Origin of the sequence: Burkholderia sp. ABCPW 11 (assembly GCF_001523445.1) — a bacterium.
Classification (GTDB): Bacteria; Pseudomonadota; Gammaproteobacteria; order Burkholderiales; family Burkholderiaceae; genus Burkholderia.
This window is the reverse complement of record NZ_LOVM01000021.1, coordinates 1-17,497: the sequence shown is the minus strand read 5'-3', so window position 1 is coordinate 17,497 and position 17,497 is coordinate 1. Positions and strand designations below refer to the sequence as shown.

The window sequence follows — 17,497 nt, the reverse complement described above, 5'->3', positions numbered from 1 at the left end:
CTGCTAACCGGTTGAAGCGGCGGCGCCCCGTATCGGGGCGGCCGGCGCACGGTGCATCACTGAAAACCACTGCCGGGATCGACCGCGCACCGGATCGTCTACGTCACACCGTGCCTTTCTTCAGATCCTCGATGCACGGAATCCCGGCGCGCCGTTTCGGCCGCAGGAATTTCGGCACGGCGGGTGCCTGGCCGACGCCTGCATGGCTTTGGTCGACCTTGGGCTTCAACGCGGCCCGCTTGGCCTTGTGCGGCATCCGGCAGCCGCCGGCCGGCAGGTCGCCGTACGGATCCTCTTCGACGGCCGCAGCAGGGGCCTCCGGCATCGCGGGGGCGGCCGATGCGACCAGCATCGGCGCGAACGGCAACGCACGCATCCGTTCGCCGGTCAGCACGAACGCACCGTTGGCCACCGCCGGCGCGATCGGCGGCACGCCGGCATCGCTCAACCCGGTCGGCTGCGCGTCCGACGGCACGAAGAAGACGTCCACCGGCGGCGCTTCCTGCATGCGCACGGGCGGATAGTCGGCGAAACCGGCGTTGCGCACCGCGCCATGGTCGACGTCGATCGCGAAGCCCGGCTTCGTCGTCGAGAGGCCGAACAGCGCGCCGCCCTGGATCTGCGCTTCCGCACCGGTCGGGTTGACGATGCGGCCCGCATACACGCCTGCCGTCACGCGATGCACGCGCGGCTGCTGCGCCTCGATCGACACCTCCGTCACGTACGCGACGACCGAGCCGGCGGTTTCGTGCATCGCGACGCCCCATGCGTGCCCGGCCGGCAGCGTGCGCGTGCCGTAGCCGGACTTGTCGACGGCCAGCGCGAGCGCCTGGCGATGCGGCGCGTGCTCGGGGCCGGTCAGCCGCGCCATCCGGTACGCGACCGGGTCCTGGCGCGCCGAGTGCGCGAGCTCGTCGACCAGCGTTTCCATTACGAACGCCGTATGCGTATGGCCGCCCGAACGCCACGACTGGACCGGCACGTCGGCGTCGGTCTGATGGACCGACACCTGCATCGGGAAGCCGTACGGGCTGTTCGCGACGCCGTCGGTCAGGCTGGGATCGGTGCCGCGCCTGAGCATCGCCGTGCGCTCGAGCGGCGAGCCCTTCAGCACCGACTGGCCGACGACGACGTGCTGCCAGTCGCGCACGGCGCCGCTGCCGTCGACGCCGATGTCGACGCGATGCAGCACCATCGGGCGGTAATAGCCGCCGCGCAGATCGTCCTCCCGCGACCAGATCGTCTTGACCGGGCCGAGATGGCCGGCGGCGAGGTACGCGGACGACACGCGGGCGGCTTCGACCACGTAGTCCGACGTGGGCGTCGAGCGGCGGCCGTAGTCGCCGCCCGTCGTCAGCGTGAATATCTGGACTTTCTCCGGCGCGACGCCGAGCGCCTTCGCGACGGCCGCGCGGTCGGCGGTCTGCAGCGACGAGCCGCCCCAGATCTTGATCCCGCACGCGCAGCTTGCCGGCCCGACGTCGACCGTGCAGCTGAGCGGCTCCATCGCCGCGTGCGCGAGATACGGAAATTCGTAGTCCTTCTGGATCCGCGTCGCCGCCGGCGGCGCGCTGCCGGCGTCGGCCGTGCGCACCACGGTCCCCGGCGTGCCGGCGAGCTGCTTGTACGCCTGCATTTGTTCGGCGGACGTGACGGTCGAGCCGGCATCCTTCCACGTGATCTTCAGCGCATCGCGGCCGAGCTTGGCCGGCCAGTAGCCGTTCGCGATCACGGCCACGCCGGTGCCGCCGCGATCGGTCGGGATCTCGACGACCTCGACCACGCCCTTGACGGCCCGGGCTGCCGCCGCGTCGTAGCTCGCGACCTTGCCGCCGAAGCGCGGCGGGCGCGCGACCACGGCCACCATCGTGTCCGGCAGGCTCCAGTCCATTCCGTACTTGAGCGTGCCGTCGAGCATCGCGCGCGCGTCGATGCGCGGTGTCGGCTTGCCGATCAGGCGGAACTGATCCGGCGACTTCAACGGCACCCGCTGCGGGACCGGCATCGCCATCGCGGCCGGTGCGAGCTCGCCATAGGTCGCGCGGTAATTGCCCGACGTCACGACGCCATTCGCGGTCCGGCATGTGGAGGAATCGACGTTCCAGCGCTGCGCGGCCGCGGCGACGAGCATCGCGCGGGCAGACGCGCCGAGTTCGCGGTATTGCGCGAACGAGTGATTGACCGACGTCGAGCCGGCCGTCATCTGGATGCCCGTCACCGGATCCTTGTACGGCTCGCCGGCCGGCGCGAGCACGGTGCGCACGTTGCGCCAGTCGGCGTCGAGCTCGTCGGCCAGCGCCATCGGCAGCGCGGTGCTGACGCCCTGGCCGGATTCCGTCCGGTTGACGGCGACGGTCACGGTGTTGTCCGGCGCGATGATCAGGAATGCTTGCGGCGGTGAAGCCGGCGAGGTCTTGCCCGCTTGCGCCGCGGCGCGCGTCGGCGCGATGCCGAGCGCGAGGCAGCCGCTCGCCGCCATCGTCAGCTTCAGGAAGCCGCGCCGGCCGAGCATCGGGGCATCGGCTCCGGTGGCGGGCGGCGCGTCGCGGCGGGAGGCGTCGGCGCTTGCCGGGCGCCCGAAAGTGCGGATACGCATGGTCACAGTCTCCGGGCAGGCTCAGGCAAGCGCGTGAGCCGCATCGTGAATCGCGGCGCGGATGCGCTGATAGGTCGCGCAACGGCACAGGTTGCCGGCCATCGCGCGATCGATGTCGGCATCGGTCGGCGCCTTGTTGCTGCGCAGCAGGCCGGCCGCACTCATCATCTGGCCGCTCTGGCAGTAGCCGCATTGCGCGACGTCGTGCCGGATCCATGCGTCGAGGACGGCCTTGCCGACCGCATCGTCGGCGAGATGTTCGGACGTCGTGATGCGCGCGCTGCCGACTGCCGACAGCGCCAGCGTGCAGCTTCGGGCCGGCCTGCCGTCGACGTGAACGGTGCAGGCGCCGCAGTCGCCGGTGCCGCATCCGAACTTGGTGCCGGTCAGCCCGAGGTTGTCGCGCAGCACCCAGAGCACCGGCGTCGACGGATCGGCGTCGATCTCGGCCGGCCGGTTGTTGATGTTCAACGTCACCATCGTGAAGTTCTCCCTTGGACACCTCGTTGTCGTCCGCGAAACAGGAAAGCAATGCGGCGGATCTGAACCAATTAAAGCAGATTTGCTAAAAAGTCTGCACCGGGGAATTCCAGTTTTTTGCCTTTCTTAATGATTTCCCTGGTTTATTTAAAGAGAATCGTTTTCATCTCGCGCGCCGATGAATTAATGCAAATGAAAGAATATTGAGTTTTGCCAAAAAAATACCCGTTTGATGGAAAACGTTTGCTGCTCGGGCCTATATTTGACTCGCGATCACGCCGGGAGACAGGCGGATCGGGCGGCAGGCACTGACGAACCGGTATGCGGGGCAACAGGCGCGCGGTTATCCGACGGGAGCGGGGAGCGTTTGATTGTGGGGCGGGAAGCCCCGTACGGGCAGGAGTTCGGCATGGATGCGTTGTTGGCCTGTATGGACGGACGTTCGACGAGCTGTGCTCGTCGAAGCAACGTTTCCAGGGTCGTGAAAACAACTGTTATTGATTAGCGGAAAATTTACCGGGTGACGAAGGGGGTTAAAAGTAAAATATGCCGATTCAATAATTCTCGTCGATTCGTTCTTGTTTGTTTTTAATCCATTCAACCAATTCGGATTGGTGAAGGGGCGGTGTTTTTCCAAAAAAACATCGAATAACGCATTCCGGTATTTATCCCCGGCATTTTGAATGCGCCGAATGAATGCCCGGTGTCGTCGATTCTCTTATGGGAAGGTGTGATTATGCGTATGCGCATGGGCTCGAACAAAAAGCGCGCGGAAGCACGTCCGAAACTCCTCGTCCCGACCGGCATGCTGGTCGCGCTGGTCGGCGCCGGGATCGTCCCCGCCGACGCCCTGGCTGCCTGCACCGGAACGACGACCGTCAGTTGTACCGGAGCCAGCACGTCCTATTCGAACGGCACGAACAATCTGAACCTGACCGTCCAGTCCGGCGCCACCATTTCCGTGGTGCCGTTGTTCGGCGGCACCGCGCTGTCGCTGACGGGCAGCGGCGTCACGCTGACCAACAACGGCCGGATCGACCCCGCGTTGTCCGGGCTGAGCGTCGTGTCGAACGGCACGGTGGTCGGCAATAGCGGGTCGGCGAGCACCGTCAACGTCACGAACACCAGCACGGGCGTGATGATGGGGTCGACGAGCTCGCTGGTCAACGGGCCGGCTTTGACGGTCAACAACGGCATCGGCGGCACGACGAACATCACGAACGCCGGCATGATCGGTACGACCGGCCTGCTCGGCTTCGGCGCGGGGCCGACCGCGCAGGTCGTGACCACGTCGGGCGGCGCGCAGACCAACTTCACCAACACGAGCAGCGGCACGATCAGCGGGGCGGTGGCGCTCGCGCCCAGCGGCACGCCGGGTGCAGGGAACACGTTCACGAACGCCGGCACCGTCACGGGCAACGTGTCGCTGGGTGCGGCCCTCGGCACGTCGAACACGTTCAACGCGCTGACCGGATCGTCGGTCGGGCTCGGCGTCGACGCCGGGCTGGGCGGCAACAACACGCTCAACCTGCAGCTGAACACGGCCGCCGGCGGCGCGACGAACGGCGCCATCGCGGTCGATACGTACGGCAATTTCAACAACCTCGCCGTGCAGGGCGGCACGTGGGACGTCACCGGCGCATCGACCGCGACGAACGCGTCGCTGACCGGCGGCACCGCGATCGTCCACGGCGCCGGCGCGCTGGGCACCGGCACGATCATCGGCGGTGGCGGCACGCTCGAGGCCGGCGCGGCCGGCGTGAACCTGCTCAACAACGTGACGCTGACGGGCGGCCTGACGGTGGACGGCGCGAACGGGCTCGGTTTGTCGGGTGCGATCGGCGGCGCCGGTGCGCTGAACGTGAGCGGCACCGGCACGCTGGCGCTGAACGGCGCCAATTCATTCACGGGCGGAACGAATCTGACGGGCGGCGGCGGGCTCCTCGTCGGCACCGCGACGGCGCTCGGCGGCGGCGCGCTGAACGTGACGGGCACGGGCGGCACGCTCGGCACGAGCGTCGGCGGCACGGTGCTCGGCAACGCGGTGAACATCGACACCGGCGTCACCCTGGGTCTGAACGGCTCGGCCAATCTCGGGCTGGGCGGCGTGATCGCCGGCAACGGTGGGCTGGCGCAAACCGGCTCGGGCACGACCACGCTGCTCGGCCTGAACACGTTTACGGGCGGCACGACGTTGAGCGGCGGCGGGCTCGTCGCCGGCACGGGCGCGGCACTCGGGACGGGGGCGCTGCACGTGAGCGGCACGGGCGGCTCGCTGGCGACGAACGTGGGCGGCACGCTGCTCGGCAATGCGGTGAATCTCGATGCAGGGGCCACGCTGGGCCTGAACGGCGCGGCCGACCTGAGCTTGGGCGGAGCGATCGGCGGGAGCGGCAGCCTGGCGCAATCCGGTGCCGGCACGACGACGCTGCTCGGCGCGAACACGTTCTCGGGCGGCACCACGCTGAGCGGCGGCGGGCTGATCGCCGGCAACGGCGCGGCGCTCGGCACGGGGGCGCTGAACGTATCCGGCGCGGGCGGCACGCTGGCGACGAACGTCGGCGGCACTGTGCTCGGCAATGCGGTCAACCTGGGCGCGGGCGCCACGCTGGGCCTGAACGGCGCGGCCGACCTGAGCCTGGGCGGGGCGATCGGCGGGAGCGGCAGCCTGGCGCAATCCGGTGCCGGCACGACGACGCTGCTCGGCGCGAACACGTTCTCGGGCGGCACCACGCTGAGCGGCGGCGGGCTGATCGCCGGCAACGGCGCGGCATTGGGCACGGGGGCGCTGAACGTATCCGGCACGGGCGGCACGCTCGCGACGAACGTCGGCGGCACGGTGCTCGGCAATGCGGTCAACCTGGGCGCGGGCGCCACGCTCGGCCTGAACGGCGCGGCCGATCTCGGCCTGAGCGGCGCGATCTCGGGCGCGGGCGGCCTGGCGCTCGGCGGCACCGGCGCCACGACGCTGTCCGGTGCGAACACGTTCACGGGCGGCGCGAGCCTGACGGGCGGCGGCAGCCTGATCGTCGGCGGCAACTCGGCGCTCGGCGTGGGCGGCGCGTTGAACGTGAGCGGTCTCGGCGGTTCGCTGAGCGCCGATCTGGCCGCCGGCGCGGCGCTCGCGAACGGCATCAACCTGAACGGCGCATCGCTGACGCTGAACGGCGCGAACGACCTCGGCCTGAGCGGCGCGATCGGCGGTACCGGCGGTCTCGTGCTGAGCGGCACGGGGACGACGACGCTGTCCGGCGCGAACACCTTCGGCGGCGGCACGACGCTGAGCGCCGGCACGCTGCTCGCCGGCAGCAATACGGCGCTGGGCAGCGGCGCGCTGAACGTCGCCGGCACGGGCGGCGCGCTCGGCGCGAGCGTGAGCGGCACGACGCTGGGCAATGCGGTGAACCTCGGCGCGGGCGCGACGCTCTCGTTGACCGGCGCGAACGATCTCGGCCTGAACGGCGTGATCGCCGGTACCGGCGGTCTCGCGCAAATCGGTTCGGGCATCACGACGCTGACCGGCGCGAACACGTTCACCGGCGGCACGACGCTCGCCGGCGGCGGAATCCTCGCCGGCAACGCCGCCGCGCTGGGCACGGGGGCGCTGAACGTGACCGGCGCGGGCGGCTCGCTCGGCACGACCGTCGGCGGCACGGTGCTCGGCAATGCGATCCAGCTCGGCGCGGGCGCGGCACTGACGGTTGGCGGTGCGAACGATCTCGGGCTGGGCGGGATCATTTCCGGCGCGGGCGGCCTGACCGTGAGCGGCCCGGGCACGACGACGCTCACCGCGGCCGAGACGTTTACCGGCGGCACCACGATCGGCAGCGGCACGCTCGCGATCGGCGCGGGCGGCAGCCTCGCCGCATCGAGCCCCGTCAACCTGACGGGCGCCGGCGCGCAGTTCAACATCGCCGGTGCGACCACGCCGCAGTCGATCGGCACGCTGTCGGGTGTCGCGGGTTCGACGATCGATCTCGGTTCGAACAACCTGACGCTGGCAGGCAGCGGCAGCGGCGTCTTCGCCGGCAACATCGGCGGTGCGGGCGGGCTGACGCTTGCCGGCACCGGGTCGCAGGCGCTGACCGGCAACAACACGTACGCGGGCGGCACGGCGCTGACGGGCGGCAGCCTGATCGTCGGCAGCGGCGCGGCGCTCGGCGTCGGCGCGCTCGACGTCAACGGCTCGGCGTCGCTCGGCGCAAGCGTGCCGGGCGTGACGCTCGGCAACGCGGTCAATCTCGGTACCGGCGTCACGCTGGGGCTGAACGGCGCGAACGATCTCGGCCTGAGCGGCACGATCGCGGGCAACGGCAGCCTCGCGCAAACCGGTACCGGCACGACGACGCTGCTCGGCGCGAACACGTTCTCGGGCGGCACGACGTTGAGCGGCGGCGGGCTGATCGCCGGCAACGGCGCGGCGCTCGGCACCGGTGTGCTGAATGTCAGCGGTGCGGGCGGCACGCTCGCGACGAACGTCGCCGGCACCGTGCTCGGCAACGCGGTGAACCTGGGCGCGGGCGCGACGCTCGGCCTGAACGGCGCGGCCGATCTGAGCCTCGGCGGCGTGATTGCCGGCGACGGCAGTCTTGCGCAAACCGGCACCGGCACGACGACGCTGCTCGGTGCGAACACGTTCACGGGCGGCACGACGCTGAGCGGCGGCGGCCTGATCGCGGGCAACGGCAGCGCACTCGGCACCGGCGCGCTGAACGTGACGGGCACGGGCGGCACGCTCGGCACGAGCGTCGGCGGCACGGTACTCGGCAATGCGGTGAATCTGGGTGCGGGCGCGACGCTGACGGTCGGCGGCGCGAACAACCTGGGCCTGGGCGGCGCGATTTCGGGCGGCGGCAACCTCGCGGTGAACGGCCCGTCGATCACGACGCTCACGGGGACGGGCAGCTACACCGGCAACACGACGATCGGCAACGGCAGCACGCTCGCGGTCGGCGCGGGCGGCAGCCTGTCCGGTGGCAGTTTGTTCGACCTGGCCGGCGCGGGCGCGACGCTCGACCTGAGCGCGGCCACGTCGCCGCAGGCGACGGGCGGGTTGGCCGGCGTCGCGGGTGCGACGGTGAACCTCGGCGGCAACACGCTGACGCTCGGCGGAGCCGGCAACAACACCTTCGGCGGCACGATCGGCGGCGCTGGCGGGCTGACGCTGTCCGGCACCGGGACCGAGACGCTGACCGGCGCGAACACGTACACGGGCGGCACGACGATCAACAGCGGCACGCTGGCGATCGGCGCGGGCGGCAGCTTGTCGGCGGGCGGCGCCGTGAATCTGGGCGGGGCCGGCGCGACGTTCGACCTCAGCGGCGCGACGACGCCGCAGACGACCGGCACGCTGTCGGGCGTGGCCGGTTCGACGGTGAACCTGGGCGGCAACAACCTGACGTTGGGCGGGACGGGCAGCGGCACGTATGACGGCACGATCGGCGGCACGGGCGGTAGCCTGACGCTGGGCGGCACGGGCACCGAAACGTTGAACGGCACGAACACGTACACGGGCGGCACGAGCCTGATCGGCGGCGGCACGCTGATCGCGGGCAACGGCTCGGCGCTCGGCACCGGCGCATTGAACACGAGCGGCGCGGGCGGCACGCTGGCCGCGAGCGTCGCGGGGACGACGCTCGCCAACGCGGTGAACCTCGGCACGGGTTCGGCGCTCACGCTGGGCGGCACGAACGACCTCGGCCTGGCCGGGATCGTGTCGGGCGGCGGCAGTCTCGCGCAAACCGGCAGCGGCACGACGACGCTGTCCGGCGCGAACACCTATACGGGCGGCACGACGCTGAGCGCCGGCGGCCTGTCGGTCGGCAACGACACGGCGCTCGGCACGGGCGCACTCGGCGTCACCGGCAGCGGCGGCACGCTCAGCGCGAGCACGGCGAACCTGCTGCTGGCGAACGCCGTCGATCTGGGCGCCGGTTCGACGCTGAATCTCGGCGGTGCGTTCGACTTCGGCCTGAACGGCATGATTTCCGGCGCGGGTGGCGTGGTGCAGTCCGGCTCGGGCACGACCACGCTCGGCGGCGCGAACACCTACAGCGGCGGGACGACGTTGAGCAGCGGCGGACTGAGCGTGGGCAGCAACACGGCGCTCGGTTCCGGCGCATTGAACGTGACCGGCAACGGCACGCTGAACGCGAGCGTGAGCGGCACGACGCTCGGCAACGCGGTCACGCTCGGCTCGGGCGCGACGCTCGGCCTGAACGGCGCGAACGATCTCGGCCTGAGCGGCACGATTTCCGGCAGCGGCGGCCTTGCGCAGACCGGCGCAGGCACCACGACGCTCACCGGCACGAACACGTACACGGGCGGCACCACGCTGAGTGGCGGCGGGCTCATTGCCGGCAACGGCAGCGCACTGGGTTCCGGCGCGCTGAACGTGACGGGTGCGGGCGGCTCGCTCGGCACGAGCGTCGGCGGCACCACGCTCGGCAATGCGGTCAATCTCGGCGCAGGGTCGACGCTGACGGTTGGCGGTGCGAACGATCTCGGGCTGGGCGGCGGGATCTCGGGCAGCGGCGGTCTGTCGGTCAGCGGCCCGTCGACGACCACGCTCACGGGCGTGAACACCTATACCGGCAACACGACGATCGGCGGCGGCAGCACGCTGGCGGTCGGCGCGGGCGGCAGCCTGTCGTCGGTCAGCGCGCTCGATCTCGCCGGCACGGGCGCGACGCTCGACATCAGCGCGGCAACCACGCCGCAGACGAGCGGGATGCTGTCCGGCGTCGCGGGCACGAACGTGAACCTCGGCGGCAACACGTTGACGCTGGCCGGTACCGGCAACAGCAGCTATGCGGGGACGATCGGCGGCACCGGCGGGCTGACGATGGCCGGCACGGGGACGGAAACGCTGACCGGCACCAACACGTACACGGGGGCGACGACGATCAACAGCGGCACGCTGGCGATCGGCGCGGGCGGCAGCCTGTCCGCGAGCAGCCCGGTGAATCTCGCCGGCGCGGGCGCGACCTTCGACGTCAGCGGCGCGACCACGCCGCAGACGACGGGCACGCTCTCGGGCGTGGCCGGTTCGACGGTGAACCTCGGCGGCAACAACCTGACGCTCGGCGGGTCGGGCAGCGGCACGTACGACGGCACGATCGCGGGGGCCGGCGGCAGCCTCACGCTGTCGGGCACGGGCACCGAAACGCTGACCGGCAACAACACGTACACGGGCGGCACGAACCTGACGGGAGGCGGCACGTTGATCGCGGGTAGCGGCTCGGCGCTCGGCACGGGCGCGCTGAACACGAGCGGCGCAGGCGGCACGCTCGGCACGAGCGTTGCAGGCACGACGCTGACCAATGCGATCAATCTCGGTTCGGGCTCGACGCTGACGGTTGGCGGTGCGAACAATCTCGGCCTCGGCGGCGCGATCTCGGGCAGCGGCAACCTGGCGGTGACCGGCCCGTCGACGACGACGCTTACCGGCGCCGGCACGTACACCGGCAACACGACGATCGGCGGCGGCAGCACGCTGGCGGTCGGCGCGGGCGGCAGCCTGTCGTCGGGCAGTGCGATCGATCTGGCCGGTGCGGGCTCGACGCTGGACGTGAGTGCCGCGACGACGCCGCAGACGACGGGCGTGTTGTCGGGCGCAGCGGGTTCGGCTGTGAACCTCGGCGGCAACACGCTGACGCTCGGCGGGTCGGGCAGCGGCACGTTCGGCGGTACGGTTGGCGGCACGGGCGGGTTGACGCTGTCGGGTACCGGTACGGAAACGCTGACGGGCAACAACACGTACACCGGCGCGACGACGATCAATAGCGGCACGCTGGCGATCGGCGCGGGCGGCAGCCTGTCGGCGAGCAGCCCGGTGAACCTGGCCGGTGCGGGCGCGACCTTCGACGTCAGCGGCGCGACCACGCCGCAGACGACGGGCACGCTGTCGGGCGTGGCCGGTTCGACGGTGAACCTGGGCGGTAACAACCTGACGCTCGGCGGCACGGGCAACGGCACGTACGGCGGCACGATCGCCGGCGCGGGCGGCAGCCTGACGCTGTCGGGCACGGGTACCGAAACGCTGACCGGCAACAACACGTACACGGGCGGCACGACCCTGAGCGGCGGCGGCACGTTGATCGCGGGCAGCGGCTCGGCGCTCGGCACGGGTGCGCTGAATACGAGCGGCGCAGGCGGCACGCTGGCCGCGAGCACGCCGGGCACGACGCTCGGCAACGCGGTGAATCTCGGCAGCGGCTCGACGCTGACGGTCGGGGGTACGAACGATCTTGGCCTTGGCGGCGCGATCTCGGGCAGCGGTAACCTCGCAGTGAACGGTCCGTCGACGACGACGCTGTCGGGCGCGAACACCTACACCGGCAGCACGACGATCGGCGGCGGCAGCACGCTCGCGGTCGGCGCGGGCGGCAGCCTGTCGTCGGGCAGCGCGATCGACCTGTCCGGCACCGGCGCCACGCTCGACCTGAGCGCGGCCACGTCGCCGCAGACGAGCGGCGCGCTGTCCGGCAGCACGGGCACGAACGTCAACCTGGGCGGCAATACGCTCACGCTCGGCGGTTCGGGCAGCGGCACGTACGCGGGTGTGATCGGCGGCACGGGCGGGTTGACGCTGTCGGGCACCGGCACCGAAACGCTGACGGGCACCAACACGTACACCGGCGCGACGACGATCAACAGCGGCACGCTCGCGATCAGCGGCAACGGCAGCCTCTCGTCGAGCAGCCCGGTCAGCCTGACGGCGTCCGGCGCGACGCTCGACCTGAGCGGCGCGTCGTCGCCGCAATCGACGGGCGCGATCTCGGGTGTGGCGGGCTCGACCGTGAACCTGGGCAACAACAACCTGACGCTCGGCGGCTCGGCCAGCGGCACCTACGCGGGCAACATCGCCGGCACGGGCGGCGTGACGATGTCGGGCACCGGCACGGAAACGCTGACCGGCACCAACACGTACACCGGCGCGACGACGATCAACAGCGGCACGCTGGCGATCGGCGCGGGCGGCAGCCTGTCGGGGACGACGCCGGTGAGCCTGACGGGTGCGGGCGCAACCTTCGACCTGAGCGGCGCGACCACGCCGCAGACGACGGGTACGCTGTCCGGCGTGGCCGGTTCGACGGTGAATCTCGGCGGCAACAACCTGACGCTCGGCGGCACGGGCAGCGGCACGTATGACGGCACGATTGCCGGTGCAGGCGGCAGCCTGACGCTGGGCGGCACGGGCACCGAAACGTTGAACGGCACGAACACGTACACGGGCGGCACGAGCCTGACCGGTGGCGGCACGTTGATCGCGGGCAACGGTTCGGCGCTGGGCACGGGCGCGCTGAACACCAGCGGCGCAGGCGGCACGCTCGGCACGAGCGTGGCCGGCACGACGCTCGGCAACGCGGTGAACCTCGGTGCAGGCTCGACGCTGACGGTCGGCGGCGCAAACAACCTGGGCCTCGGCGGTGCGATCTCGGGCAGCGGCAACCTCGCGGTGAGCGGCCCGTCGACGACGACGCTCACCGGCGCCAGCTCGTACACCGGCGGCACGACGATCGGCAACGGCAGCACGCTGGCAGTCGGCGCGGGCGGCAGCCTGTCGTCAGGCAGTGCGGTCGATTTGGCAGGCGCCGGGGCCACGCTCGATCTGAGCGCGGCCACCTCGCCGCAGTCGACGGGCGCGTTGTCGGGCGTATCGGGTTCGATGGTGAACCTCGGCGGCAACAGCCTGACGCTCGGCGGGTCGGGCAGCGGCACGTACGACGGCACGATCGCGGGGGCCGGTGGCAGCCTCACGCTGTCGGGCACGGGCACCGAAACGCTCACCGGCAACAACACGTACACGGGCGGCACGACGTTGAGCGGTGGCGGAACGCTGCTCGCCGGCAACGGCTCGGCGCTCGGCACGGGCGCGCTGAACACCAGCGGCGCAGGCGGTACGCTCGGCACGAGCACGGCCGGCACGACGCTGACCAACGCGATCAACCTGGGTTCGGGCTCGACGCTGACGGTCGGCGGCGCGAACAACCTGGGCCTCGGCGGTGCGATCTCGGGCAGCGGCAACCTCGCGGTGAGCGGCCCGTCGACGACGACCCTCAGCGGCATCGGCACGTACACCGGCAACACGACGATCGGCGGCGGCAGCACGCTCGCAGTCGGCGCGGGCGGCAGCCTGTCGGCGGGCAGTGCGGTCGATCTGTCGGGTACAGGGGCCACGCTCGACCTGAGTGCCGCGACGACGCCGCAGACCACGGGCGCGCTGTCCGGCGCAGCGGGTTCGGCGGTGAACCTCGGCGGCAATACGTTGACGCTCGGCGGGTCGGGCAGCGGCACGTTCGGCGGGACGGTCGGCGGCACGGGCGGGTTGACGTTGTCGGGCACCGGCACCGAAACGCTGACGGGCACCAACACGTACACCGGCGCGACGACGATCAACAGCGGCACGCTGGCGATCGGCGCGGGCGGCAGCCTGTCCGGCAGCAGCCCGGTCAATCTGGCCGGTGCGGGCGCAACGTTCGACGTGAGCGCGGCGACGACGCCGCAAACGACGAACGCGCTGTCGGGCGTCGCGGGTTCGACGGTGAACCTCGGCGGCAACAACCTGACGCTCGGCGGTACAGGCAGCAGCACGTATGGCGGCACGATCGCCGGTACGGGCGGCAGCCTCACGCTGGCCGGCCCGGGCACCGAAACGCTGACCGGCAACAACACGTACACGGGCGGTACGAGCCTGACGGGCGGCGGCACGCTGGTCGCGGGCAGCAACACGGCGCTCGGCACCGGCGCGCTGAACACCGGCGGCGCAGGCGGCACGCTGGCCGCGGGCACGCCGGGTACGACGCTGACCAACGCGGTGAACCTCGGTACGGGCTCGACGCTGACGGTGGGCGGTGCGAACAGCCTCGGTCTGAGCGGCCCGATCTCCGGCAGCGGCACGCTCGCGCTCAGCGGCCCGGCGACGACGACGCTTTCCGGCGCCAATACGTACACCGGCGGCACCAGCGTCACGGGCGGCGGCACGCTGGTCGCCGGCACGCCGACCGCACTCGGCAGCGGCACGCTGAGTGTCGGCGGCAACGGCGGCACGCTCGGGACCAGCGTGCCCGGCACGACGCTCGGCAACGCCGTGAATCTCGGCACGGGTTCGACGCTGACGGTGGGCGGCGCCAACAACCTCGGCCTGAGCGGCCCGATCTCGGGCGGCGGCAATCTGGCGGTGAGCGGCCCGTCGACGACGACGCTGAGCGGCGCGAACTCGTACACGGGCGGCACGACGATCGGCAGCGGCAGCACGCTGGCGGTCGGCGGCAACGGCGGCAACGGCGGCCTGTCGGCCGGCAGCGCACTGACGCTGGCCGGCAACGGCGCGACGCTCGACGTCAGCGGCACGACGACACCGCAGACGGCCAGCGCGCTGTCGGGCGCGGCGGGTTCGACCGTGAATCTCGGCGGCAACACGCTGACCGTGGCCGGCCCGACGGGCGGTTCGTTCGGCGGCACGATCGCGGGTACCGGCGGCTTCGCGGTGCAGGGCGGCGGCACGCAGACGCTGACCGGCGCCAACACGTACACCGGCGGCACGACGATCGGCAGCGGCAGCATGCTCGCGCTTGCCGGCGCAGGCAGCCTTGCGCCGACGAGCCCGGTGACTCTCGCCGGCAGCGGCGCGACGCTGGACCTCACGGGTTCGGCCGCACCGCAGTCGATCGGCACGCTGTCCGGCACGACGGGTTCGAACGTGAACCTCGGCGCGACGCCGCTGACGGTCAATACCGCCGGCACCAGCTCGTTCGCGGGCACGCTGTCGGGTACCGGCCCGCTGACGCTGGCCGGCACGGGTGCGCAGGTGCTGAGCGGGACCAACACGCTGTCCGGGCCGACCACCGTGGCGGGCGGCACGCTCGCGGTCACCGGTTCGCTGGCCAACTCGCCGGTGACCGTCGGCAACGGCGCGACCGTCACCGGGACGGGCACGATCGGCGGCCTGGTCGTGTCGGGCGGCGGTACCGCATCGGTCCTCCAGCTCGGGCAGCCGCTGAAGGTCGCGGGCAACGCGACCTTCCAGCCGGGCTCGACGCTGCAGGTCGGCGCCACGCCGCAACAGAGCGGCGGCCTCGACGTGACCGGCTCCGCCACGCTCAACGGCGGGTCGGTGCAGGTCGTCGCAGCGACCGGCCAATACCAGCCGGGCAAGCTCTACACGATCGTGAATGCCGGCGCGGGCGTGCAAGGGCAGTTCAGCGCGGTGAACTCGACGTATGCGTTCCTCACGCCGACGCTCACGTACAACCCGGCGCAGGTGCTGATGTCGCTGGCGCCGAACGGCACGCCGTTCTCGTCGGTTGCGACAACGCCCGACGGGCAAGCGGTGGCGGGTGCGGTCGGCACGCTCGGCGCCGGCAACCCGCTGTTCGATACGGTGCTGACGACGGATGCGCCGACCGCCAACCGTGCGTTCACGCAACTGGCCGGCGACCTGTATCCGAGCACGCGCAGCGTGCTGCTGTCGGATAGCCGCTACGTGCGCGACGCGGTGCTCGATCGTGCGCGGCTCGGTTCGCAGCCGGGCGGGGCGCTCTGCGGATGCGAGGCGCCGGTGTCGGCGGACGATCACTCGGCCGCGCTCGACCGGCGCATGGCCGCGGAGAACGGCTGCACGCCGGCCAAGTCGTTCAAGCCCGCGGTGTGGGGCCGGCTGTACGGTTCGCATAGCCGGTTCGACGGCGACGGCGTCGCTTCGATCGATCGCAACCTGTACGGCTTCGTCGTCGGCACGGATGTGGAAGTCAGCAGCCACTGGCGCGTCGGTATCGCGGGCGGCGCATCGCGCAGCCAGCTCAATACCGACCAGAACGAGTCGGCGAAGGTCAACGGCGAGACGATCGCGCTGTACGCCAGCGGCCGATACAACGCGTGGAACGTGCGCGGTGGCGTGTCGCAGTCGTGGTACCGCGTGCATAGCGAGCGCAATCCGTCGTTCGGCAGCTTCTCCGATCACGACACCGCGAGCTACGACGCGAACGCGACGCAGGTGTTCACGGAGATCGGCTACTCGACGGCCATTCGCAACGTCGCGCTCGAGCCGTTCGTCGGGCTCGCGTTCGCGAGCCTGCACACCGGCGGCTTCAAGGAGAACGGTGGCGCGGCTGCCTTGCAGGGCGATTCCGACACGACCGGCCTCGGCTTCTCGACCCTCGGCGTGCGGGCCTCGACCGACGTCGCGGTCACGACGAAGGGCAAGGTCACGGCGTTCGGCACGGTCGGCTGGCGGCACGCGTTCGGCAATACGCAGCCGGCGTCGAAGCTGTCGTTCGCGAGCGGCGGTTCGCCGTTCAGCGTGGTCGGTGTGCCGGTCGCGCGTGACGCCGCGGTGCTCGAGGTCGGTGTCGACGCGGCCGTCACGAAGAACCTGTCGCTCGGGTTGTCCTACAGCGGCCAGATCGGCGGCAGCATCAGCGACCACGCGCTGTACGGCAATCTGTTGTGGAAGTTCTAAAGGGAGGCGGGGGCCGCTCGCGACGGAAGGTATCGTCGTGAGCGGTCAATCGTCGATCGAGGGTTGGATGATGGTCGTTTTTCGGATTCGCATTGCATAAGTTTCGTGATGCGAATCAATTTTCATGAAGTGCGTCGCTTGATGTCTGGTGTCCCGTTGCATCGGCCTGTTTAAACCTGTTTCAACGCTTTACCGTATCGGGCAATCCGCGAACGATTCGCGCCGCCTTCGGGCGATGGGGTCCAAGCGTCATCGCTCGAGTTGCTCCGCGGTTGTCCAATCGAAATGAGGTTATTCATGAAAACGAAAATGAACGCGAAATTGACAGGCATCGCCTTGTCGGTCGGGGTTTTGTTCAGCCTGGCCGCCACGGCGTCTCAGGCGGGGGTGCTGGCTTCCCCGCAGGGAAGTGTCAGCAAATCCGACGGCCTCATCGTCGCAGGCGGATCCCCCGCGCCCGGGGAACTCGTCGGCACCGTGACGGGATGGGGGAACGGGGCGGTGACGGTCGGCAGCCCGAATGCAGGCGGTATCTCGATCGGGCTGGCAGGGACGGGGACGGGAAGCGCGACCATCGATATCGGTAGCGGATTACTCGAGCCGGTCGCAGGCGTGGCCGGTACGGTGACGGGGGCTTTGGGTGGTGTCGGCGGTGGCGGCGGGACCGGTGGTCTCGGTGGTGTGGTTGGAACGGTGACGGGTGCGCTGGGCGGCATCGGGGGTGGCGGGACTGGTGGTCTCGGTGGCGTCGTTGGAACGGTGGGCAATGCGGCAAGCGGTGCAGTCGGTACGGTGACGGGGGCGTTGGGTGGTGTCGGCAATCCGACTGGCGGGCTTGGTGGTGTGGTCGGTACGGTAACCGGTGCACTGGGTGGTATCGGTGGCGGGACTGGCGGCCTCGGTGGTGTTGTCGGCACGGTAGCGAACACGGCGACGGGTGCGGTCGGAACGCTGACTGG

At 70.9% G+C, this 17,497-nt stretch carries 3 protein-coding genes and 1 pseudogene; 2 read left to right on the top strand and 2 right to left on the bottom strand.

The features are described 5' to 3' along the window. Window positions 1-103: 103 nt before the first annotated feature. Entirely contained in the window at window positions 104-2,596 is a 2,493-nt protein-coding gene (locus WS61_RS08205; RefSeq protein ID WP_059500016.1) for a xanthine dehydrogenase family protein molybdopterin-binding subunit, read from the bottom strand. A gap of 21 nt (window positions 2,597-2,617) precedes the next feature. After that, window positions 2,618-3,076 carry a (2Fe-2S)-binding protein gene (locus tag WS61_RS08200; protein ID WP_059500015.1) on the bottom strand — a complete coding sequence of 153 codons (459 nt, stop codon included), beginning with the start codon at window positions 3,074-3,076 and terminating at the stop codon, window positions 2,618-2,620. Between the two features lie 736 nt (window positions 3,077-3,812). On the opposite strand from WS61_RS08200, the gene WS61_RS08195 reads away from it, so the two are divergent. After that, window positions 3,813-16,538 carry an autotransporter-associated beta strand repeat-containing protein gene (locus WS61_RS08195; RefSeq protein WP_059500014.1) on the top strand — a complete coding sequence of 4,242 codons (12,726 nt, stop codon included), beginning with the start codon at window positions 3,813-3,815 and terminating at the stop codon, window positions 16,536-16,538. 297 nt (window positions 16,539-16,835) lie between these two features. Then, window positions 16,836-17,497: pseudogene (locus WS61_RS32885) on the top strand (hypothetical protein); the annotation flags it as partial.